The organism is Xenorhabdus bovienii SS-2004, assembly GCF_000027225.1.
Taxonomy (GTDB): Bacteria; Pseudomonadota; Gammaproteobacteria; order Enterobacterales; family Enterobacteriaceae; genus Xenorhabdus; species Xenorhabdus bovienii_C.
This window is the reverse complement of sequence record NC_013892.1, coordinates 699,172-721,730: the sequence shown is the minus strand read 5'-3', so window position 1 is coordinate 721,730 and position 22,559 is coordinate 699,172. Positions and strand designations below refer to the sequence as shown.

The following is a 22,559-nucleotide window of genomic DNA, read 5'->3' as shown; positions in this document are numbered from 1 at the left end:
ATAATAAAAAAATCGGTAATTGTTGTTACCGATTTTTTTATTATCCAATGGGCAAATGAATTTAAGATTGAATATCACTGTATTCTATTAATGTATCTCTTAATGTTGCCAATGAGACGGGTTTTGATAGACAATAATCCATTCCTGCATCCGCACAACGTTGTTTTTCTTCTGCCAGGGCATTAGCAGTGATGCCAATGATGGGGCTGGTATATCCTTTATCCCTCAGGTATTTCGTGAGCTCATATCCGTCCATATTTGGCATATTCACGTCTGTCAGAATAATATCCGTTGAATTATTTTTCAGGTGCTCGATGGCATCAATACCATCATTCGCCGAGGCTGTTCTGAATCCTATTGTATTTAATTGTTCGATCAATAAGTGTCGGTTTAAAGGATGATCATCAACAACCAAGATCTTAATGGTACTCAAGCGGCTATCTGCCCGAATTGATGTTGACATTGATATAGTGGCAGGGGAGATATGATTATTTTTTGATAGCAGTTTATCGATCACACTGTCAAGCTCGATGAGTTGATAAGTGTTATGCAACCAGTAATGTTCTCGAATTTGTTTTGGCGGCCCAATATGTTTTTCTGATATCTCTATGTAGTAACGTACAGCAATGTCTAGTACATCAGGCTGGTCAAGGATCACCAATTCTGTGCCATCTATTTTACTTTTGTCATATAAGGCAATCTGAAAATAGTTCTTCGTAAGAAAATTCTGTAGATATTTCTCTAGATAATCATTGCGAACAGCCAGTACAATTTTTTGTTGAGTGCGGTTTTTGGAATACGCTTTGGTATGATACTTTGCTCCATACAATGGAAGGCGGATAGAAAAGATACTACCAATATACTGTTGTGAAATAAATTCAATATCACCATCCATCAAATTGATCAATTTTTCGCAAATAGCTAATCCCAATCCAGTACCTTGCGAGAAGGTTTGTTTATTGGCGTTGATTTGAAAAAATGGTTCAAACAACTGAGTTTGTAATTTATCTTCGATTCCAACCCCGGTATCTTTGATACTGATATACAGGTAACTATGCTTTATAGAAATGGTAATGACAACACTGCCAGTTTCTGTGAATTTAATTGCATTATTCAGCAGATTGGAGATAATTTGCTGCAACCTTACGGGATCATTATTGATAATATCGGGAATGTCCGGTTCAATATAGCAGTATAATCCCAACTCTTTTTTCACAATGAGGGGAAGATAATTTGAGATCACATGCAATACAATTTCTTTACAAGAGAATTTCTTGGAATCAATTTTGAGCTGCTTAGATTCTATTTTGGAAAAATCGAGAATATCGCTGATGATTTTTAGTAACAATGATGATGCGTTATTCATTGCTGATAGTAGCCGTGCAGATTCTGATGGCAATGTATGAGATTGCAGCAGTTCCAGATTGCCAATAATGCCATACAGTGGTGTTCTCAATTCATGGCTGACTGTTGCCAGAAACATGGATTTTGCCTGATTAGCCTGTTCTGCTGCTGACGCCATTTCCTGTAATGATTGTTCCATTTTTACCCGTGTACTGATATCTACTAGTACACAGATTGCTACTTCTTCATTTCGATAACGTGAATGTACAAAGCTAATTTGCAGGTGATTGTTGTTACTGGTGACAACATCAATATAGCTGCTGGTTTTATCACAGATAATATCGACGATACGTTTTTGATCTTCATACGTTAGCATTCTGGTGTAATTATGTGCCAGTTCATTACTGAGAATATTGGCACCATCATTAATCCGTAAAATACTGATGCCAACTGGTGCAGAGGCAACAATTTTATGGTTAAATTGCTCATGCTCTTCAAGACGAATAGCATTTTCTTCAGCAGGAGAAAATATTTTACGTTCAAATAACCAGACAAAAAAAATAATCAGGATCGTAAAGATAAGATTCAATACGATACTGTTAATGATTGTTACCTTTAATTCACTATAGATATATTTTAATGGTAATGAAAAAACAACGTTGAATGAAGATGGTGCTAAGCGTCGTTTTAATAATAAATTGGAAAAACCTTCATCATAACCAAAATAAGGGGTCTGTATATTATAGTCAGCATAACGAAATTTATTATCATTTTTTACTGGGTAATATAATTCAGGCTGATTATAGTGGTTTAGCATTGTAATAGAAATAGGTCGATTTCTTGTTGGTAGAAATGAGTCTAACCTGATAGCTTGTTCAATACCTATCACTGCTGTCATTTGCCCATTGGTATAGATCGGCGCAAGGATATAAAAAGTACCGCTGTCAGCTCTTGTGTTAGGCATGACCCAAAAGACATTCCGTTCTTTTCCTTGTTCTTTCAAAATGATTAGTTTACGGAAATTTTCGTAGACCATTTTCTTCAGTGTTTCAGGTTCTGTTATGGTACTGCGAACTGAAAAGCTCACCATACACATACTTTGTGTACCAACCAGAAAGATCTGATTCAGGCCTCGCGGAGCGGCAATATTATCTTTCCAAAATAAAATCAGATTATTTAATGAGTCCAAATAACTATGTGTGCTTTTACGTAAGAGATCACAATCTGAATTCATATTCAGAGGAGTATATGAGAAAGCAGGGTTATTATACGGCAGAGTAATAGTTAGATCTTTTTCATTCTTTTGTGATAAATGTTTCTCCGTCATATATTGGATATCCCGCAAGGTGTTGGTAGTATGCCGAATATAAGAGAACATTGTATCGTAGTTAGTATTATATTCTTGACGAATGTCTGATTTGACTTCATTAAAAATATTTACCAGATAAAAACTGGTTAATAAGGCGCCTAATACCCACAGCATAAAGCCAAGCACCCGAAAAAGGTAACGGGATATCTTTAATGACGTTCGAAAAGAAGATAGATATCTCAAAAGATCGCCTGATGAAGAAAATGATTAATAATAACTATTAACAGCATATACTAGTGTAGCAGGGAATACAAAGCAGCATTTGGTTCCTGTAAGTTCTTTGTAAAAAAATTGCACAAAAAAAGCAGGCATTAAAATGCCTGCTTTTTTAATAGTTTTATAGAATAGTCAAGGAAAGGTATATGTTATACCTGATCTTCTGATTCGCTATTCCCTTCATCAGAAGGAGACGTTATATTATTTTCTTCGTCTTCATCATCGTCAGGTTCAGCAACACGTTGCAAACCAACGACCTTTTCATCTTCTGTTGTACGGATCAAAGTAACACCCTGTGTGTTACGGCCAACAACGCTGACTTCAGAAACACGGGTACGTACTAGTGTCCCCGCATCGGTGATCATCATGATCTGATCAGTGGTTTCAACCTGAATTGCACCGATAACATCACCGTTGCGTTCGCTGACCTTGATAGAAATGACACCTTGAGTCGCACGGGATTTAGTCGGATATTCGCTCTGAGCAGTACGTTTACCGTAGCCATTTTCGGTGACAGTCAGAATTTCGCCTTCTCCACGAGGGATGATCAGGGAGACGACTTTATCGCCTGCACTCAGTTTGATACCACGAACCCCCGCCGCTGTACGTCCCATTGCACGTACACCTTTCACACGGATAGTACCGTCTTCCAGAGTCTCTTCATCTTCTTCGAGGAAACGAACGACTTTACCCTTCGCAGAGAACAGCATGACTTCGTTGCTGCCATCAGTCAGGTCAACACCGATCAATTCATCACCGTCACTTAGTTTTACCGCGATAATACCGGCACTACGTGGACGACTGAATTCACTGAGTTTAGTTTTCTTAACAGTCCCACTTGCGGTTGCCATGAAGATATTCAGCCCATCTTCATATTCACGTACTGGCAGAATGGCTGTAATGCGTTCTTCTTGCTCCAGTGGCAATAGGTTGACAATCGGACGTCCACGCGCGCCACGGCTTGCTTCCGGCAACTGGTAGACTTTCATCCAGTACATTTTACCTTTGTTTGAAAAACAGAGGATGGTATCGTGTGTATTGGCGACCAGCAAACGCTCAAGGAAGTCTTCTTCTTTGATACGTGCTGCTGATTTGCCTTTACCGCCACGACGCTGAGCCTCGTAATCGGACAATGGCTGATATTTCACATATCCCTGATGAGACAGCGTTACCACAACATCTTCCTGATTGATCAGGTCTTCAATATTGATATCCGCTGAGTTTTCAGTGAGTTCAGTACGGCGGGCATCGTTATATTGATCTTTGATGGCCAGTAGTTCTTCACGAATGACTTCTCTCAAACGTTCTGGGTTTTCCAGAATGAAAAGCAGTTCACCGATTAATTTCAGCAGTTCACGATATTCATCGAGCAGTTTTTCATGTTCCAGACCAGTCAGTTTCTGCAAGCGCAGATCCAAAATGGCCTGTGCCTGCTGTTCGGTCAGGTAATATTTGCCGTCATGAATGCCATATTCCGGCTCCAGCCATTCAGGGCGTGCAGCATCATCACCAGCCTGTTCCAGCATTGCTGAAACATTACCCAATTCCCACGCTTGGGCAATCAGGTTTGCTTTGGCTTCGGCAGGGGTTGATGCCCGACGAATCAGCTCGATGGCAGAATCGATATTGACCAGTGCGACAGCCAGTGCTTCAAGGATATGTGCACGTTCGCGGGCTTTGCGCAGTTCAAAGATAGTCCGGCGTGTAACGACTTCGCGGCGATGGTTGATAAACGCGGAAAGAATATCTTTCAGGTTAAGCAGTTTAGGCTGCCCCTGATGCAGAGCAACCATGTTGATACCGAATGAAACCTGCAACTGCGTGAGTGAATACAGGTTATTCAGGACAACCTCAGCCACGGCATCGCGCTTCACTTCGATAACAATACGCATGCCATCTTTATCGGATTCATCACGCAGTGCACTGATTCCTTCAATGCGCTTATCTTTCACCAGCTCGGCAATTTTTTCGATCAGCCGGGCCTTGTTTATTTGATAGGGAATTTCATTGACGATAATGGTTTCGCGGCCATTTTTTTCGTCAGTTTCAATTTTTGCGCGGGCGCGAATATAAATTTTACCGCGACCGGTACGATAGGCTTCCTGAATGCCACGGCGTCCATTGATAATAGCCGCTGTAGGAAAATCAGGCCCTGGGATGTATTCCATCAGGCCTTCTATACTGATATTTTCATCATCAATATAAGCCAGACAGCCATCAACCACCTCAGATAAGTTATGAGGTGGAATGTTGGTTGCCATACCAACCGCAATTCCTGATGAGCCATTCACCAGCAAATTAGGGATACGGGTTGGCATCACATCGGGGATCTGTTCTGTACCATCATAGTTAGGCACAAAATTGACAGTTTCTTTTTCCAAGTCTGCCAGCAGTTCATGGGCAATTTTCGCCATGCGTACTTCGGTATAACGCATCGCAGCCGCAGAATCGCCGTCCACTGACCCGAAGTTGCCCTGACCGTCAACCAGCATATAACGCATGGAGAAGGGTTGTGCCAGACGTACAATCGTGTCATAAACAGCGCTGTCGCCATGTGGGTGATATTTACCTATCACATCCCCAACAACACGGGCTGATTTTTTATAGGATTTATTCCAATCATTTCCTAATACATTCATCGCAAAAAGTACGCGGCGATGTACTGGCTTCAGTCCATCTCGAACATCCGGCAGTGCGCGTCCAACAATAACGGACATCGCATAATCCAGATATGAGCTTTTCAGCTCTTCTTCGATATTGACCGGTGTGATTTCTCTGGCAATGTCGCTCATGGAGCCACTATCCCTCATACTCCGAATTCAAAGGTTTAAATTATACCACAAATTGACAGTTTTATAAAAACCAGATGCGGGTATTTCAAGATTAAGGCATGTATAATACCCTCTTATCACACATCCCCATAATACTGTTACATTTTCTGTGGAGCAGCTTTCTGTGAAGCAGTTCTTAGGAGCGATATCGCTGATGAACGTCAAAACCCCCGATTCACACATCCCGTCTCATCCCAATGTGGATCAACAGGAAATCGAAAAATTTGAAGCGGTTGCTTCCCGCTGGTGGGATCTTGAAGGAGAGTTCAAGCCATTGCACCGGATTAACCCATTGCGTTTGAATTATATCCTGCAACGTGCCGGAGGTCTTTTCGGCAAAAAAGTGCTGGATGTTGGGTGTGGTGGTGGGATTCTGTCAGAAAGCATGGCGCGTGAAGGTGCGGATGTGACGGGGCTGGACATGGGGTTTGAACCTTTGCAGGTTGCCCGATTGCATGCACTGGAATCCGATACTCCAGTCACTTATGTGCAGGAAACGGTAGAAAGTCATGCTGAACAGCATTTGCATTCTTATGATGTTGTGACATGCATGGAGATGCTCGAACACGTTCCAGATCCTGAATCCGTGATTCGCGCCTGTGCCAAATTAGTCAAACCGGGTGGCCATGTTTTCTTCTCAACGATTAATCGTAATCGTAAAGCCTGGCTAATGGCTGTCATTGGTGCTGAATATATTTTGAACATGGTGCCGAAAGGGACGCATGATGCGAAAAAATTTATTCGCCCTTCTGAACTGATTGGCTGGATAGATAAGACTCCTCTGAAAGATCAACATATTATTGGATTACATTACAACCCGTTGACAGATAAATTTCGACTTGGACACAATGTAGACGTGAACTATATGCTTCATACTCAATCGGTTTAAACGTGACAGTTAGGGATTAATAAAACGGCAACTAGATATTATTTTTAAGATTTTATTTCCCCCGTTTCGCCGATAGTTTTGTGAAAGTAACATCAAGTAACTACGCAGGTTATCGGCTTTTTGGCAAAATTAATCCTCAAGTTATCCACAAAACTTCCCTGTTTTGTGCACTTGAAAAAATGCGGATTTAACATTATCTTGTTATTACCGTTTTAATTACCCCCTATATATTGTGTTTCTCGACGTTCCGTTGCTACTAGTTCCCGATTGGCCTTTAGCCATTTCGGGTACATCGTGCTGTCAATATGTCAATGTCAAGAAAGGCGATAAAGGCGAGATACGATAAAGAGAAGGTGTATTTCCCCATGAACCAGAGTCTGCTAGTAACCAAGCGTGATGGACATAAAGAACAAATTGATCTGGATAAGATCCACAGGGTCGTTGCCTGGGCTGCCGAAGGTCTGAAAAATGTCTCAGTGTCACAAGTAGAACTGCGTTCTCAAATTCAATTTTACGATGGCATCAAAACAGCCGATATTCATGAAACCATGATCAAGGCAGCGGCTGATTTGATTTCTGGCGATGCGCCTGATTATCAGTATCTGGCGGCTCGTTTGGCCATCTTCCATCTGCGCAAAAAGGCTTACGGTCAGTTCGAACCACCTGCTCTGCATGATCATGTTGTACGGATGGTGAATTTAGGCAAATACGACAAGCATTTGCTGGAAGACTATTCCAAAGAAGAATTCGAGCAAATGGACAGTTTTATTAACCATTTGCGTGATATGGACTTCTCCTATGCAGCAGTTAAGCAGCTTGAAGGGAAATATCTGGTACAGAACCGTGTTACCGGTGAAATTTATGAAAGTGCTCAATTTCTCTACATTCTGGTTGCAGCGTGCCTATTTTCAACTTATCCAAAAGAAACGCGCCTGAGCTACATCCGTCGTTTTTACGATGCAGTTTCGACGTTTAAAATTTCGCTGCCAACGCCAATCATGGCGGGGGTTCGCACACCAACTCGCCAGTTCAGTTCCTGCGTTCTGATTGAGTGTGGTGACAGCCTTGACTCTATCAATGCAACATCCAGTGCGATTGTAAAATACGTTTCCCAGCGAGCAGGCATTGGCGTGAATGCAGGCCGCATCCGTGCTTTGGGTAGCCCTATCCGTGATGGTGAAGCTTTCCATACGGGCTGTATTCCATTCTATAAACATTTTCAAACAGCTGTGAAATCCTGTTCGCAGGGGGGAGTCCGTGGTGGTGCTGCGACTTTGTTCTACCCGCTGTGGCATTTGGAAGTAGAAAGCCTGCTGGTACTGAAAAACAACCGTGGTGTTGAAGGTAACCGCGTGCGCCATATGGATTATGGTGTGCAGCTCAATAAATTGATGTATGAACGCCTGATCAAAGGGGAAGACATTACTCTGTTCAGCCCATCTGATGTCCCGGGGCTGTATGATGCTTTCTTTGCGGATCAAGATGAATTTGAGCGTCTGTACACTCAGTACGAAAGTGACGTAACTATCCGTAAAGAGCGCATTAAAGCCGTGGAGCTGTTCTCACTGATGATGCAGGAGCGTGCTTCAACCGGCCGTATTTACATCCAGAACGTTGACCATTGTAATACACACAGCCCATTTGATCCGGCGGTTGCACCTGTGCGTCAGTCAAACTTATGTTTGGAAATTGCACTGCCAACCAAGCCAATGAATAATATCAATGATGAAAATGGTGAGATTGCCCTGTGTACACTGTCTGCTTTCAACCTGGGTGCCATTAATAATCTGACGGAACTGGAAGAATTAGCAGAATTGGCCGTTCGAGCACTGGATTCTTTGCTGGATTATCAAGATTATCCAATCATCGCGGCTAAACAGGGGTCAATGGGACGCCGTACGCTGGGCATTGGTGTGATTAACTTCGCTTATTATCTGGCGAAAAACGGTGTCCGTTATTCTGATGGTAGTGCCAATAACCTGACACACAAAACATTTGAAGCCATTCAGTATTACCTGCTGAAAGCCTCGAATGGGCTGGCGAAAGAGAAGGGTGCTTGCCCGTGGTTTGGTGAAACCACTTATGCACAGGGTATTCTGCCAATTGATACTTACAAAAAAACACTGGATACACTGACCCGCGAACCTCTGCATATGGATTGGGAAACCCTGCGTAATGACATCCGGCAGCATGGCCTGCGTAACTCAACATTGTCAGCATTGATGCCGTCAGAGACTTCTTCGCAGATCTCCAATGCGACCAACGGTATTGAGCCACCACGCGGCTATATCAGTATCAAGGCATCAAAAGATGGCATCTTGCGTCAGGTTGTACCGGAATATAACCGTCTGAAAGGGGCTTATGAGTTGCTGTGGCAAATGCCGGGTACCGATGGCTACCTACAGCTGGTGGGGATCATGCAGAAATTCATTGACCAATCGATTTCTGCCAATACTAACTATGATCCTGCTCGTTTCCCGAACGGCAAAGTTCCGATGAATCAGTTGCTGAAAGATTTACTGCTCGCTTACAAATATGGCGTGAAAACACTGTATTACCACAACACCCGCGATGGAGCGGAAGATGTTCAGGGTGATCTGGAAGAGGTCGTTGAGTCTGCTGATTCCGATTGTGACGGCGGCGCGTGTAAAATTTGATTTGAGGAAGTTATGTCTTATACCACTTTTTCACAAGTAAAAAATAATCAACTACAGGAACCGATGTTTTTCGGCCAGCCTGTGAACGTAGCGCGTTATGATCAGCAGAAATATCCTATTTTTGAGAAACTGATTGAAAAACAGCTTTCGTTCTTCTGGCGTCCTGAAGAAGTTGATGTTTCCCGTGATCGCATTGACTACAATGCATTGCCGGATCATGAAAAACACATTTTCATTAGTAATCTGAAATATCAAACGCTGTTGGATTCCATTCAGGGCCGTAGTCCGAATGTGGCATTCCTGCCGCTGATTTCCATTCCAGAATTAGAAACCTGGATTGAAACATGGTCGTTTTCAGAAACGATTCATTCGCGCTCCTATACGCATATTATCCGTAATATCGTCAATGATCCTGCCATTGTGTTTGATGATATCGTAGCCAACGAGCAGATTTTAAAGCGCGCCAAAGATATTTCGGGGTATTACGACGTTCTGATCGAAATGACTAACTACTATCATCAGCTGGGCGAAGGTACATACAATGTGGCGGGTAAAAACATTACAGTTAGCCTGCGCGCATTGAAAAAACAGCTTTACCTGTGTTTGATGAGTGTTAACGCTCTGGAAGCTATTCGTTTCTACGTCAGTTTTGCGTGTTCATTCGCTTTCGCAGAACGCGAATTGATGGAAGGAAATGCCAAAATCATCAAACTGATCGCGCGTGATGAAGCTCTGCATTTAACGGGAACCCAGCATATGCTGAACTTGCTGCGCTCTGGTCAGGATGACCCTGAAATGGCGGAAATTGCCAGAGAATGTGAGCAGCAGTGTTACGATCTGTTTGTACAGGCGGCTGAACAAGAAAAAGAGTGGGCAGATTATTTATTCAAAGATGGTTCTATGATTGGCCTGAATAAAGATATTCTGTGTCAGTATGTCGAATACATCACCAATATTCGCATGCAGGCGGTGGGTTTGAAGCTACCATTTGAAGCTCGCTCTAACCCAATCCCATGGATCAATGCATGGCTGGTTTCTGATAATGTTCAGGTGGCTCCACAGGAAGTTGAAGTCAGCTCTTACTTAGTCGGTCAGATTGACTCGGAAGTCAATGCTGAGGATCTCAGCGGTTTCGAACTCTGATATGGCTGATTACAAAATTACCCTGCCGTCACGGCAGGGTTTATCCGTCTATTATTCTTCTGGTTTCCACCGTAACCTACTGGAAGCACTGGAACAAGGCAAAGTACAACTTGAATACCAATGTCGTCAGGGATATTGTGGTTCCTGTCGGGTTCGTTTGGTGAAAGGCAAGGTAGGCTATTCCTGCAAGCCACTGGCATTTGTTAATGAGGGTGAGATCTTACCTTGTAGTTGCCATCCACTCACTGATATTGAAATCGAACCGTAATCTTCCTTTAATTGGCGGTATCTATCAGCCGATGAATAATTGTTAACCTTTCCGATAGGATATTATCTTTTTTATTAAATAGTAGTGATAATTCTGTGGCAGATGAATTTGATTATCTTATTCCAACAGTGGATTTATCAAATCCTGAATTACAAAAACGAGAACAAGATTATATTGTATTGTTAAACAGGGCGAGATCTCATATTTTTGATAGGATAGTTTAGTTAATATTATTGATTAGGTTAAGCTATTAATATAGATACTTACTTGATTTATTTGTTTTAATTATCATTATATTTATAATGATAAAAAATTAATATAATAATGTGTTACAGAAAGAATAATAATCTTTCCTATTTGTCCCTTATCTACTTTTTTAATATTAAGATATTTCTTAAAATCACAAATAAAATAATAATTAGATATTTTCTTTACAAACAATAAGTTAAAGTTAATTTCGTTATATATAGTCGAATGGATTGGGCAGTTCAGTGAATGTTTTAATAGGGCTGATATCATATATTTATTTGAATTTAAAAGAAAATTTAATTTTTTGGACGGGTGTTGATGTTTTTATTTTATTGTTGAATTTATAATATGTCTCTTGTATATTTGGCAGGATTTATTTTTTTGGAAGAATGAGAATTTTAATTTATGAAAAAAACGTTATTAACAGCCGCTATTGCAGCAGGCTTATCTATTTTTGCTTTCGGTGCTAATGCCAGTAATAGTGGTAAAAGTACTATTTCTTTGGGGTATGCTCAGACTCAGAACAGTGCCAATGGTATTAAAGTATTTAAGAGTGAAGGTACTGAATGGAATACAAAACAACATGGATTGAATTTAAAATATCGTTATGAGTTAGATGACCACCTTGGTGTGGTTGGCTCATTGACCTATACGCTCAATAGGTTTGAAAATGATCACGTTGGAAACGTTACCAAATTTAAGTCGGATAGTTACTCCTTATTAGCTGGGCCATCATATCGTTTTAATGATTATATTAGCGCATATGGAATGATTGGTGCAGCCCACAATAAAATTAAGATACAAGATGATAGTGAGTTTGATATAAGCAAGACATCACTCGCTTATGGTGCCGGTTTACAATTCAATCCTATTGAAAACATTGCAGTTGATGCATCGTACCAATATTCAAAATTTAGTGATATCAAAGTTGGAACATGGGTGCTGGGTATAGGATATCGTTTCTAACTTATTGTTAATTTATATTAGTTATTGTATTTATTAAATATCATTTAATAAAATGATTGCAGCCTGAACTCTTTAAATCATAGGGTTCAGGATTTTTTATATAAAGCTCCAAATCTTAATGTAATTATTATAATTCTCAACCATAAAATATATTTAACTCTGATTTTAACTTTAAATTATAAATATTTATTAAGTTCATATAATTATCCTGTTTTTCATGAATATATTGGAAGTGATTCTGAAAATATATTTAATATTAATGATTTGTCTTATTCTTATTACTTGAATGATGCTCAAAATTAACCTTTATTCATTTTTTATGTACTGAATATATCTATATTTAGATATGTAGTTATCACGGTGATATTTATGGGGAGGATTTTCTGGTGTTTTGGTTGAATTGTAGTCAATCTGAGGGGGATGGATAATGCGATGAAAAATAGTTTATAAAAAAGCCAGCTCTTGCTTTTGAACCGGCAATCTCTGCACTTGCATAACACTTACATAAAGCGAGTTGTTGACAGGCGGATAACGACGTTATGTACGTTTGAGAGGAAAGATTTTACAGATTTCATGATGATTTCCTTTAGGGTTATAAATTGTGACGCATTTCACGAAAATATAAATTCTGAAGGAGATTTTATGCGCAAAATAAAAAGAGTCAAGGTATTTATAAAAATATTTTTTAAAATTTAAAATATTTTTATGTTTATGTGTAACTCATTGAAAAATTTAACTTAACGATGAACTAAAGCAGAAAATGTTCATGTCATAACACGATATTGATAAAACCTTATTACGGGATGCAAAAAATATTAATTGCTGGATTTGGCTAATAAACTACTGGCTTGATGGTCAATTGCGCATCGCAGTGCCTAAAGCCAACATTTTTACCTTTCCTTTATTAACCAATCGATTATATACGACTTGCGTTGCACGAATAAAGGTGTTCATACGTAAGATAATTATCATGTTAAGACTCATCAAATTTGGGCTTGATAAGCCTGAAAAAAATATGGATTAAATATGTGGTGGTGTATTTTGTAATACGACACGATAGCCATCAATATCTTCGAATGTTTTTCCAGTTCGATCCCAATAAGGATTATAAGAGGGGACGAGAGAAAAACCGGCTTCTTGCATCAATTGGCTTTGTTTCTGCCATTCAGACACATCTTCGATATAAAAAACCAATAAATTATCTTGTGTCGGCGCCTTACCAACAGATGTATTGTGGTGATGAGTAAATTCGAGATGCCAAGAATGATTGGGGTGCCCTAACATTACACCATCAAAATTATCATGATCTCTGAATTCACCTAATAGAGTAAATTGCAATCCTTTGCAATACATATCTTTGATTGCAGACAAATTGTCTGTTGCTCTGGCAATTCTAAGGACAGGCGTTGTTTTCATTTTTTATAGGGTTTTATTTAAAACTGAATATTATCAGTTAATATTTTAAATTGATTTAGCTAAATGTGCTAGCAAGCAGCTAGCACTTATTTTTTATCAACTTAATTTTATTGAGAAAATAATATTAAACCTAAAATATTATTTTATATCAGCATCAATGACTTGATAAAAAGCATTATCAGTATCTGAAATTGTCCAAACACCGAGAATGACATGGTATCCAGAACGCTCTGGAACCTCACATGTAATTGAGACATTTTGAACCGGAAGTTTCCCATGATCATCACGTTCACAAAACGGTTTTAGATCAAATTGCGCCCGAGTGAGTGGTTTGTTAGGGTCCCAACCAGATTTAGTAATAAAAAATTGCCATGAGGTTGTACTATGTCTGGCGGTTAGCGTCCACTTAAAGTTGTTTTGACCTTTGTTGACTGTGACGTGATGCCAGCGCTGAGCGCTTTGTTCGTTTAGAGGACTGAACTGGCCAACGCCCCCGCTGGCAATTTGACCATCAGGTGGCCCTGATTCCGGGAAACCTTTAGGCCCTTCTACAGATTGCGGTTCATACATGATATTGCCGCAGTCTTTGTTGGTACGCTGATAACATAAAAAAGCTCTACTGGGTGGAGAATCTACATATCCATGGCGAGACACGGGGTCAGCAGTACTATAAAATGGGATTGCACCAAAAGTAGTCAATCCCACCAAAAGTAATGACTTTTTAATGTTCATGATGAATTTCCTATGTTGTTCCGTATTTGATTGTTAAATACATAAATTTATCTATATTTATTATCTTAATCTTGCGTATAAGAGTATTAATTAGCTTCTTATTGTGGTGCATATAAATGTTTATAACAAACGTAGTAAGTTATAAATACTTAATTTATGATAGAGGTATGCCAGAAAAATATGTTAATTAATATATTCAGGAAGTTTGTTTCTGATAACTTTGAAACAAATTTTTGGATAGGAGAAATCCTATTTTTATAGGATAATTAAATATAAAAAAACCTCCCTATAATAGGGAGGACAAGAGCGAAATGAGAAGCAAATGAGGGTGTACAAAAAAATAATACATTTAAGTACACACAAATAAAATAGACTCAAATGGCAAAATATTCAATAAACAGACATTAAACAAATCTTAAAGCCAAGAGCGTATCCCAGTAGGTATTCATTGTTGATGTCAGTTTGAACACTGCTCAGGTTCAAAATGGCAAATAAAATAGCTTAATGGGATAGGTTCTGAGTATGCCCTGTATTGGTGGGGGCATAAGTTAAAACGTGAAAAAATGATATCATAAATTTATTACAATCAAACGCGGATTCGGCTAATTATTGCAATGTATCCCTGTCGGAGAAGATGTTTGAAATATGGAGCTAACAGCTCGACAAGCCGAGACGTCAGGAAAAGATTTCAAGCTATCTGATGGTCGTGGCTTACTAGACGCTATAATAATGTCGATGTTTTGTGTGGTCGGAGTCTATCACTAAGGAATTGCGCTGGGTGGAGGCTCTATGGGATAACTATAAAGTAGAGGGAGTGGCATGGATGATTTACTGTTTTTGTTGGCCGAAAGTGCCTGTTTATATGTACAGTAATTGGCGGTAGTGTAAAAAAATAAAATTAAAGCTTGCTAAGTAAATAAAAGTAGTGCTTAATAGCGTCATCGGTTTGGAAGTACAGACCTATTTATGTAAAGCAAGTTTAAAGTAGTTCACCTTTTAGCGCTATCTTCGATACCACTTCATTGCGAATTTCTTCTACTTAGTGCCCATAAGTAAAACAGAAAACAAACCTTACAACGCCTTATGGCAACTTAAAAAATTAAAGGAATTCAACATGTCTAATACAATGACTGGTACAGTTAAATGGTTCAACAGCGATAAAGGTTTTGGCTTTATCTCTCCAAAAGATGGAAGCAAAGATGTTTTTGTTCATTTCTCTGCAATTCAGAGCAATGATTATAAAACTTTAGATGAAGGCCAGGAAGTTTCTTTCTCAGTAGAAAGTGGCGCTAAAGGCCCATCAGCAACTAACGTGATTGCTTTATCTTAAATCACTGCTGAACAGAATAAGACGATAGCCTTATGATAGCGATGAAGGTGTAGACCAGAGCACATAAGGTTATTATAAAAGCCTCGCAGAAATGCGAGGCTTTTTCGTATCTATCAGTCGTAGACTGAGAATTTGCAACTCGACCCCAGCAAAATTTACTGTAGTTCTATATACTGAAAGACTCAGGAAAATATTCTAGGCTCCGCTCCGGCGTGGTCTTTTTTATTTTAGGGTGCCAACTGTCTCTTCAAGTAAAATTCTATAGGATAACACCTGCTGAAAGTTACGCATTGGGTGGTTAATGAGCAACTGTCTTTCACTTTACACCGTGTGGAATGATTCGTCCCACGGTCTATTTGTTTTTATCATTGCATTGAGAATGACCAGTAATTTACGCATACACGCAACGATGGCGACTTTGTTTGGCTTGCCTGCTTCGGTCAATCTCTTGTAGAAAGCGCAGAGAACGGGGTTAAATCTAATTGCCGTTAACGTGGCCATATATAGCATTCGACGCACCATTGCTCTTCCTCCAAAGATTGTTCGTTTCCCCCGGAAAAATCCAGAATCTCGATTAAACGGTGCAACACCAATCAAGGCACTAATTTCCCGGCGTGTTAACTTACCCAACTCCGGTACATCAGCGATCAAAGTGGCTATTGTGGCAGGCCCAACGCCTTTTACTGTAGATAATAAATCGAGTTTGGAACGATGATAGGTTTTAATGTGTTTAGACAAGGCAGATTCAATGACCTTAAGCTGTTCCTGTATAAAGCTGATCATTAAAGTGATGCTTTCTCGAATGTCTGGATGGCAATTCCCCAACCTTTGGCGTTCTGAGATGGAAAGTACGACCAATTGGCGACGACGTGCGATCATGGCTTGCAAGACTCGTTGCTGAGCAGAGGGCAATATCCTGACTATTTTATCCCGGTCTGTTCGTTGAGATAAAACCAGGGCTAACTGTGCCAGCACCTGAGCATCTATTTTATCGGTTTTGGCTAAGTTACCCATTGCCTTAGCAAAGTCACGGGCTTGTCGGGGATTGACGATAGCAACAGCCAGCCCTATGGTCTGTAAAACACAAGCAACGGATACCTCATAACCCCCTGTTGCTTCTAATACAACTAAATCAATCTCATAGTTGGTCAGTGTAGCCGCTAGTTCATCATGACCTTCAGGGGTATTTGGATATGTCATTACGGTTCCCTGAGCACCAAGTGCAATTTCAAGTGAAGCTTTGGCAACATCAATACCGATACAAATCGTTTTAGTCATGGTTCTTCGGCTCCCATTCTTGCAAATACGAATTGTGTTTCAAGCAACTGTTCGGGTTTCTCGAAGAAAAGTCACAATCATGCGTCGAAAGCTCATTAACGGGCTTAATCCCTTGATGGTTATCTGACTGCATGATTGTTACCAATCTAACTTAACCATAATAAACCAGATTAAAGATACAAGATGGTCCCCACCACCCTGTGAGCGGTATGCTGGCAGGGTGTTTCTTTCAGGAGAAGACCATCATGCAAAACGTTACGCTTATTGGTATTGATCTCGGCAAACATTCTTTCCACGTTCACTGTCAGGACAAATCAGGAAAGGCCCTGCTGCGTAAAAAATTTACCCGCGCCAGACTGATGGAGTTTTTAGCGGGATCGCCATCAGCGACTGTTGTAATGGAAGCCTGCGCCGGTGCTCACTTTATGGCTCGCCGGATCGCTGCTTTTGGTCACGAAGCGAAGCTGATTTCTCCACAATTTGTTCGTCCTTTTGTAAAGAGCAACAAGAACGATTTTGTGGATGCTGAAGCCATATGCGAAGCTGCATCTCGTCCCTCCATGCGATTTGTGCAACCACGAACAGAGGCGCAACAAGCTATGCGCGCCCTGCATCGGGTCAGAGAATCACTGGTCAGAGACAGGGTTAAAACCACTAATCAGATGCACGCTTTTTTACTGGAATTTGGCATCAGTATGCCGATCGGAACCGCCGTGATAAAAAGACTTTCAACCGTCTTGGCAGAGAACGAACTTCCTCCCTATCTGGCACAGTTGCTGATGCGCTTACATGCCCATTATCTTTATCTTGTCGAACAGCTCACCGAGCTTGAGACGGCACTGGAGCAGGAGCTGAGACGTGATGAAACAGGACAGCGTCTTCAGACAATACCGGGCGTGGGTCCGATAACTGCCAGCGTCTTATCATCGCAGCTGGGCGATGGTAAGCAGTATGGCTGTAGCCGGGATTTTGCTGCTTCAACCGGTCTGGTACCACGCCAGTACAGCACGGGTGGCAAAAATACGCTTTTAGGGATAAGTAAACGCGGAGACAAAAATCTGCGACGGTTACTTGTCCAGTGCGCCAGAGTCTTTATCCAGAGAATCGATTATCAGTCAGGAAGGCTGGCTGAATGGGTAAAGGCTCAGCTTGAGCGAAAACACTCAAATGTTGTGGCCTGTGCGCTGGCCAACAAATTAGCCCGGATAGCCTGGGCAATCACAACACGGCAAACTGTGTTCGAAAGGTAACGACGACGCCAGTCTGACTGGCAGGTTAATCGTTAATTAAAGCAGTTCCCAATCTGGTTTTGCGAAGACTGATTATTGATGACATGAACGGCTTATCGACCTGATGGAATCCTGACATAAAAAATGGCTCTCTGAAGCCGTGCGGTTTTTTAGGCTTATCAGGTGCGGAACTCATCGAGGCGCGGGCATCCCTGCCCATAGTGACGCCGGATAGATTTAAGCAAGCCAACATCAATCAAAAATCAGTGTTGCAAAAAAGGTGGGGACCATAGATTTTTATGCCTATGTACTCAATCTGAATTAACAAACGGTTAAGACGGAACAATGTTTGCCTGCATATTAAGCCTGCTCAGAGGTGCGTTGGATATAATAAAATGGCGATCACCTTGTTTATAAACACCCCCATCCCTATAACTTATTGCCACTGTTAGGGCAACTTAGCTATCTTGGCCTCTATGACAACACCAACAATATGCACTTTTTCATTGAGAGGTATCATATTGTATTGAGGATTTAGAGGTTTTAAATAGGCATCGTACCCTTCGGTAATTAATTGCTTAAAAGTCAGCTCTTTTTCTCCCTCAAGTTTTGCCACCACCAAGTTATTAGCCATAGGCTTAACATCAGGGTCAATCAAAATGATCATACCTTGCTGTATGTTTAATTCATTCGATGATGCCATTGAATCACCTTTGACTTCTAGCCAGAAAGCATGGGGTGAACATTCAATAGAAGTTTCATGCCATTGTTCAATATCGTTTTCAGGATATAGCGGTGCAGGTTCTTCACACCAATTACCTGCATTTGCCCAGTTCAGCAGTGGATATTGTTTTTGAGGATGCTGATGGGTGGCAAAAGTAGGATCATCACCATAGACCGCTTTCAGGAGTTTCCTTGCCTGTTGATCTAATGATGGACTGAAATCTGCAATGCTAACGCCCAATTTATTGGCGAAATCGGCCGCTCTCTCCAAATTAAGGGCGTTTACACCATTAAGATAGTGTGAAACGGCGCTTTGAGTCATGCCAAATTCGTCCGCGAATGCATCTTGAGAAGAGATACCGAGCTGCTTTTGCCTTAACACAAATATGCGCTTCAAACGTTTGGCATCTGCAAGTTGTTCTGTTGTGAGTTTCTTTTTCATAAAATTATTTTATGTTCCTGTGTTTTGCTGTTATTTTATAAATATATTATAAATCAAAAATATATTATGATGTTATGCTGTGTATTGTTCTAGTGCTTATTGACGTTTTTCCACTCTTGCGTCAGACTGTGTATAAACATTTGTATAAATATTTTGAGTAATCATGACTGCCGAACTAAACAAACTCAGTGACAAAAAACTTAAGATCTTACATGGAAGAAAAAATGACAAGATCGAATTTTTTGCTGATGGAGCAAGCCTGAGCGCTAAGGTGTCCAAAGTTGGTGGTATTAGCTGGGTTTTTACATATCGACTTGATGGTAAAAAATTAAACCGACTTACCATTGGGCGCTATCCTGATATGAGTCTCAAGCAGGCTCGAGAAATACGAACCAAGTGCCGTAATTGGCTCGTATCGGGTAAAGATCCAAAGCTCCAATTTAACTTAACAATGCAGGAATCACTAAATCCAGTCACAGTAAAAAAAGCTATTGAATACTGGATTGAAAACTACGGAAAAGATAACAGGGTAAATATTGATAAACACATTTCTCAATTGCAGAAACACATATATCCTTATATTGGAAATATGGCATTATCCGATTGTGAAACCCATTATTGGCTCCAATGTTTTGATAGAATTAAACAGGCAGCCCCTATGACATCTGGAATTATATTCCAGCTATGTAGGCAAGCCATCAAATTCTGTCGAGTAAGAAGGTATGCAATAAGTAATGCACTGGATGATTTAACTATTCTTGATGTTGGAAAAAAGCAAAATAAAGGCCAAAGATATTTGAAAGATAATGAGCTCGGACAACTGTGGCAGTCTCTAAATACAAATGTGAATTTACCTTACTATAGTAATTTTTTGAGAGTTTTAATTGTATTTGGTTGTCGCTCGCAAGAAGTTAGATTATCTAAATTATCAGAATGGGATTTTGATTCTATGTTATGGACGGTTCCAAAAGAAAATAGCAAATCAGGTGAGAAAATCATTCGACCAATACCTGAATGCTTAAAACCGTTTTTAGAAAAACTCATTTATCAAAATCATAAAAGTGGTTATCTTCTGGGGGAAATTAAAAGGTCAGGATCAGTATCACAATATGGTGGAAATATATGGAAAAAATTAGGGTCATGTATTAAATGATTAGATTAGGTATTAAAAATAATGTTCACGTTCAATAAAGGTTCCTATCACTTTATCGTGCATTTCTTCCGATTTTGAATACCCAATGGTTTTTCTATTCAGCCTTTTGATTCGGGTACGATGCGTTAAATTCGTTCTCTCTATACGCTGAGTAAACGCCTTTCCAGTCAAGTGCTCTTCCTCGGGAAGTGGGTCATAAACAACATAGTCATCCGTGCAGTAAAACCGAATAGTAAAGGAAGATAAGAGGGTAAGCAGCTTGTCTAACGTTTTTCGACTGCGATCGCCAAAAACATGAGCCACTATTCGCTTCAGGCGGGGTTCCCAAGCATACCAAAGCCAGCGTTGGTTTTTCTTATTGCCGACAAACGACCATTGCTCGTCGATTTCACAGACAATCTGGATGCCACATTCCGCAAGGGGAAGTGTCGTTACGTTTCGGGGTCTGAGGTTTTTAATGTTTTCATGACGGTGGCGGTGGCGACTTTCAGGATCCGAGCGGTGTCACGAATTCCCCCGTTATTCATCGCGATATCGACAATCTGTTCTTTAACGCCGGGTTTGCAGGCCTGATAGGTATACGCCAACTGAAAGACCTTACAGCAGCTATAACAGCGATAACGAGGATGTCCGCCATTTCCTTTCCCATGTCCTTTGACCTGTTCTGATTTGTGGCAATAACGGCAATAGACATCAACTTTGGCCATACTTCATCCTTAAAAAGCCGGAAGCATATCACAGCAACTAACCATTTAATACATGACCAAAATTAGAGCACAATGAAGAGTGGAGTTTGCATGATTTAAGAAGAACTTTTTCAACTAAACTCAATGAATTAGGTGTGGCGCCACATGTGGTTGAACAGCTTCTGGGTCATGCTTTGCCGGGCATTATGGCTATATACAATAAGAGTCAATACCTACCAGAGAAGCTAGATGCTTTAAACAAATGGTGTGAGCGTCTGGATGTATTGGCGGGTAATTATGAAAATGTGGTTATATTAAAGGCGGGGCAGCAATGACAGAATACCCAGAGTATGTAGATTATTGTTTGATTGAGTGGTATGAATCAGAAGTGATTTTGGATTTTACAATTCCTATCCCTGATGCAAAAAAAGAAGAACTTGATAAAGTGGGGTGTTTTATTGATTCTAATGAATGGACTCCAACTCTATCGGAGAAAGATGTCGCTTATAAATTAATATTTGATGAAAAAATGATTTTCATTTGGTCAGCATTATCTAATAGAGCGAATGAGTGCCGCAATCCTTATATGTTCTATCAATCTCTTACGGATGAAATTATTTCCGCAATCAAAGGGCCTAGCGATTGGGATCTATTAACGCAAAAACAAAAAGAAGAAAAAACAGAAAAAATAAAAAAATTGTCATTTGAGCTAAATAAAGAAATATCCAATACCCCATTAGATGTTTCAATAATGAACTATGCAAGCCATGAATCTTATTTTCAACGTTTCAAAAGAATGCACAATAGTGAAAAATCAAATAATATGCTTGATCACCATTTAGAGAAGTATTGTTTTTATAAAAATTCACATTTTCTTCCTAAATATGGGCATGAAGGTGCTATAGGGTGGGCATGGAATAGCGTTGGTGTTACATCACCATCAATAAGTTCTTTTTTGCAAGATTTAAATGAGCAGGCTAATTCATTTAAATGTGAATCCATCTTAAAAAGAAAAAATCAAATAAAAAGAACTTTTTTTGTTAGAAAAATATCAGCATTTTTTTCCGATAATTTTGGTACCCCACTTCATAATATTACAGCGACAATTAGTAGTGTTTTTCTTGATGAAGATATAACGATAGAGGAAGTCAGATCCATGATCAGATAACATAACACATTGGCGTAAAACAACATTAAAATGCCAGATTTACGCCAATGGCTTAAAAAAGAATAAATGAATGGGTATAACACCAATGGCTATAACTAACTAAATTTCATAGGTTTTACGCCAATTTTTTTATTTTTATTTTTGATTAAGAATACCCTCACAAAAACAATTAAACAGTGAGGGTAACATGACCATTCGATATAACACTCCTACACCAGAAGAACGCCGCTCTATCCTTTCCGAGTATGGCGAACCTTACGATCGTCTTATCCGTGAAAAGGAACGCCATCACATCACTTCTATTTCCAGAACATCAGCGTGGAAACTGGAGAACGAAGGCCGCTTCCCTGCCCGCAAACCACTAGGCCGCAATTCCTGTGCTTGGTTACTCAGTGACTTACTGCATTGGGTACGCAACCCGCCAACAGTAGAGAACGTCAATAACCCCTACAGCCGAAAATCAAATTAAT

Annotated in this window: 17 protein-coding genes and 2 pseudogenes; 11 read left to right on the top strand and 8 right to left on the bottom strand. The window is 40.1% G+C overall.

Features of this window, described 5'->3' with window-relative positions:
- Nucleotides 1–61: 61 nt before the first annotated feature.
- Together rcsC and gyrA are read right to left on the bottom strand one after the other, a co-directional pair.
- On the bottom strand, nt 62–2,896 hold the full coding sequence (rcsC, locus tag XBJ1_RS03120) for a two-component system sensor histidine kinase RcsC (protein ID WP_071822432.1): 2,835 nt from the start codon (nt 2,894–2,896) through the stop codon (nt 62–64).
- 182 nt (nt 2,897–3,078) lie between these two features.
- Nucleotides 3,079–5,721, bottom strand: a complete 2,643-nt coding sequence (gene gyrA, locus XBJ1_RS03115) for a DNA topoisomerase (ATP-hydrolyzing) subunit A (protein WP_012987312.1) — start codon at nt 5,719–5,721, stop codon at nt 3,079–3,081.
- Between the two features lie 193 nt (nt 5,722–5,914).
- On the opposite strand from gyrA, the gene ubiG reads away from it, so the two are divergent.
- The 5 genes from ubiG to XBJ1_RS03090 all read left to right on the top strand — a co-directional run bounded on the left by ubiG (nt 5,915) and on the right by XBJ1_RS03090 (nt 11,932).
- Nucleotides 5,915–6,649 carry a bifunctional 2-polyprenyl-6-hydroxyphenol methylase/3-demethylubiquinol 3-O-methyltransferase UbiG gene (gene ubiG, locus XBJ1_RS03110; protein ID WP_012987311.1) on the top strand — a complete coding sequence of 245 codons (735 nt, stop codon included), beginning with the start codon at nt 5,915–5,917 and terminating at the stop codon, nt 6,647–6,649.
- Between the two features lie 365 nt (nt 6,650–7,014).
- On the top strand, nt 7,015–9,306 hold the full coding sequence (nrdA, locus tag XBJ1_RS03105; RefSeq protein ID WP_012987310.1) for a class 1a ribonucleoside-diphosphate reductase subunit alpha: 2,292 nt from the start codon (nt 7,015–7,017) through the stop codon (nt 9,304–9,306).
- Between the two features lie 12 nt (nt 9,307–9,318).
- The gene (nrdB, locus tag XBJ1_RS03100) at nt 9,319–10,449 is read left to right on the top strand and encodes a class Ia ribonucleoside-diphosphate reductase subunit beta (protein ID WP_012987309.1); all 1,131 of its coding nucleotides are present in this window, start codon (nt 9,319–9,321) and stop codon (nt 10,447–10,449) included.
- A 1-nt stretch (nt 10,450) separates the two neighbouring features.
- On the top strand, nt 10,451–10,717 hold the full coding sequence (gene yfaE, locus XBJ1_RS03095) for a class I ribonucleotide reductase maintenance protein YfaE (protein WP_012987308.1): 267 nt from the start codon (nt 10,451–10,453) through the stop codon (nt 10,715–10,717).
- A gap of 654 nt (nt 10,718–11,371) precedes the next feature.
- Nucleotides 11,372–11,932, top strand: coding sequence for an Ail/Lom family outer membrane beta-barrel protein (locus XBJ1_RS03090; protein WP_012987304.1), 561 nt, complete (start codon nt 11,372–11,374; stop codon nt 11,930–11,932).
- A 1,020-nt stretch (nt 11,933–12,952) separates the two neighbouring features.
- On the opposite strand, the gene XBJ1_RS03085 is transcribed toward XBJ1_RS03090, so the two are convergent.
- A complete protein-coding gene (locus XBJ1_RS03085; RefSeq protein ID WP_012987301.1) occupies nt 12,953–13,348 on the bottom strand; it encodes a VOC family protein in 396 nt (131 codons plus the stop codon).
- 138 nt (nt 13,349–13,486) lie between these two features.
- Nucleotides 13,487–14,080: a lytic polysaccharide monooxygenase gene (locus XBJ1_RS03080; RefSeq protein WP_012987300.1), complete on the bottom strand. Its 594-nt coding sequence runs from the start codon at nt 14,078–14,080 to the stop codon at nt 13,487–13,489.
- Between the two features lie 1,114 nt (nt 14,081–15,194).
- On the opposite strand from XBJ1_RS03080, the gene cspE reads away from it, so the two are divergent.
- Nucleotides 15,195–15,410: a transcription antiterminator/RNA stability regulator CspE gene (cspE, locus tag XBJ1_RS03075; protein ID WP_012987298.1), complete on the top strand. Its 216-nt coding sequence runs from the start codon at nt 15,195–15,197 to the stop codon at nt 15,408–15,410.
- A gap of 321 nt (nt 15,411–15,731) precedes the next feature.
- Here cspE and XBJ1_RS03070 read toward each other — a convergent pair whose 3' ends face one another.
- Nucleotides 15,732–16,688, bottom strand: coding sequence for an IS110 family transposase (locus XBJ1_RS03070; RefSeq protein WP_012987297.1), 957 nt, complete (start codon nt 16,686–16,688; stop codon nt 15,732–15,734).
- A 245-nt stretch (nt 16,689–16,933) separates the two neighbouring features.
- Here XBJ1_RS03070 and XBJ1_RS03065 point away from each other — a divergent pair, with 245 nt between their 5' ends.
- Nucleotides 16,934–17,938: an IS110 family transposase gene (locus XBJ1_RS03065; RefSeq protein WP_012987226.1), complete on the top strand. Its 1,005-nt coding sequence runs from the start codon at nt 16,934–16,936 to the stop codon at nt 17,936–17,938.
- Between the two features lie 25 nt (nt 17,939–17,963).
- On the opposite strand, the gene XBJ1_RS21850 is transcribed toward XBJ1_RS03065, so the two are convergent.
- Together XBJ1_RS21850 and XBJ1_RS03060 are read right to left on the bottom strand one after the other, a co-directional pair.
- Nucleotides 17,964–18,170 carry a hypothetical protein gene (locus XBJ1_RS21850; RefSeq protein ID WP_162467458.1) on the bottom strand — a complete coding sequence of 69 codons (207 nt, stop codon included), beginning with the start codon at nt 18,168–18,170 and terminating at the stop codon, nt 17,964–17,966.
- Between the two features lie 195 nt (nt 18,171–18,365).
- Nucleotides 18,366–19,082, bottom strand: coding sequence for a LexA family protein (locus tag XBJ1_RS03060; protein WP_012987296.1), 717 nt, complete (start codon nt 19,080–19,082; stop codon nt 18,366–18,368).
- A gap of 163 nt (nt 19,083–19,245) precedes the next feature.
- Between XBJ1_RS03060 and XBJ1_RS03055 the strand changes: the two are divergent.
- Nucleotides 19,246–20,220: pseudogene (locus tag XBJ1_RS03055) on the top strand (tyrosine-type recombinase/integrase); the annotation flags it as partial.
- Nucleotides 20,221–20,247: 27 nt separating this feature from the next.
- Here XBJ1_RS03055 and XBJ1_RS20485 read toward each other — a convergent pair.
- Nucleotides 20,248–20,942 (bottom strand): IS1 family transposase gene (locus XBJ1_RS20485; protein WP_143827612.1). Its coding sequence is split into 2 segments (ribosomal slippage): nt 20,248–20,687 and nt 20,687–20,942, totalling 696 coding nucleotides; the frame shifts between segments, so codons are not numbered across the junction.
- Nucleotides 20,943–21,001: 59 nt separating this feature from the next.
- Between XBJ1_RS20485 and XBJ1_RS03045 the strand changes: the two are divergent.
- From XBJ1_RS03045 to XBJ1_RS03035, 3 genes and pseudogenes are all read left to right on the top strand, one after another.
- Nucleotides 21,002–21,256: pseudogene (locus XBJ1_RS03045) on the top strand (tyrosine-type recombinase/integrase); the annotation flags it as partial.
- Nucleotides 21,253–22,089, top strand: coding sequence for a hypothetical protein (locus tag XBJ1_RS03040; protein ID WP_012987293.1), 837 nt, complete (start codon nt 21,253–21,255; stop codon nt 22,087–22,089). The pseudogene XBJ1_RS03045 and the gene XBJ1_RS03040, both read left to right, overlap by 4 nt.
- A gap of 187 nt (nt 22,090–22,276) precedes the next feature.
- Complete coding sequence (locus XBJ1_RS03035; RefSeq protein ID WP_012987292.1) at nt 22,277–22,558, top strand: helix-turn-helix transcriptional regulator; 282 nt, start codon at nt 22,277–22,279, stop codon at nt 22,556–22,558.
- The last annotated feature ends 1 nt before the right edge of the window (nt 22,559 follow it).

Bases quoted from the DNA above. Each gene is read 5' to 3' on its own strand.
- nrdB (WP_012987309.1), top strand. From the start codon at position 9,319: ATGTCTTATACCACTTTTTCACAAGTAAAAAATAATCAACTACAGGAA.
- XBJ1_RS03060 (WP_012987296.1), bottom strand. From the start codon at position 19,082: ATGAAAAAGAAACTCACAACAGAACAACTTGCAGATGCCAAACGTTTG.
- cspE (WP_012987298.1), top strand. From the start codon at position 15,195: ATGTCTAATACAATGACTGGTACAGTTAAATGGTTCAACAGCGATAAA.
- XBJ1_RS03035 (WP_012987292.1), top strand. From the start codon at position 22,277: ATGACCATTCGATATAACACTCCTACACCAGAAGAACGCCGCTCTATC.
- XBJ1_RS21850 (WP_162467458.1), bottom strand. From the start codon at position 18,170: ATGTTGGCTTGCTTAAATCTATCCGGCGTCACTATGGGCAGGGATGCC.
- XBJ1_RS03065 (WP_012987226.1), top strand. From the start codon at position 16,934: ATGCAAAACGTTACGCTTATTGGTATTGATCTCGGCAAACATTCTTTC.
- XBJ1_RS03070 (WP_012987297.1), bottom strand. From the start codon at position 16,688: ATGACTAAAACGATTTGTATCGGTATTGATGTTGCCAAAGCTTCACTT.
- XBJ1_RS03090 (WP_012987304.1), top strand. From the start codon at position 11,372: ATGAAAAAAACGTTATTAACAGCCGCTATTGCAGCAGGCTTATCTATT.
- yfaE (WP_012987308.1), top strand. From the start codon at position 10,451: ATGGCTGATTACAAAATTACCCTGCCGTCACGGCAGGGTTTATCCGTC.
- XBJ1_RS03040 (WP_012987293.1), top strand. From the start codon at position 21,253: ATGACAGAATACCCAGAGTATGTAGATTATTGTTTGATTGAGTGGTAT.
- XBJ1_RS03080 (WP_012987300.1), bottom strand. From the start codon at position 14,080: ATGAACATTAAAAAGTCATTACTTTTGGTGGGATTGACTACTTTTGGT.
- gyrA (WP_012987312.1), bottom strand. From the start codon at position 5,721: ATGAGCGACATTGCCAGAGAAATCACACCGGTCAATATCGAAGAAGAG.
- ubiG (WP_012987311.1), top strand. From the start codon at position 5,915: ATGAACGTCAAAACCCCCGATTCACACATCCCGTCTCATCCCAATGTG.
- nrdA (WP_012987310.1), top strand. From the start codon at position 7,015: ATGAACCAGAGTCTGCTAGTAACCAAGCGTGATGGACATAAAGAACAA.
- XBJ1_RS03085 (WP_012987301.1), bottom strand. From the start codon at position 13,348: ATGAAAACAACGCCTGTCCTTAGAATTGCCAGAGCAACAGACAATTTG.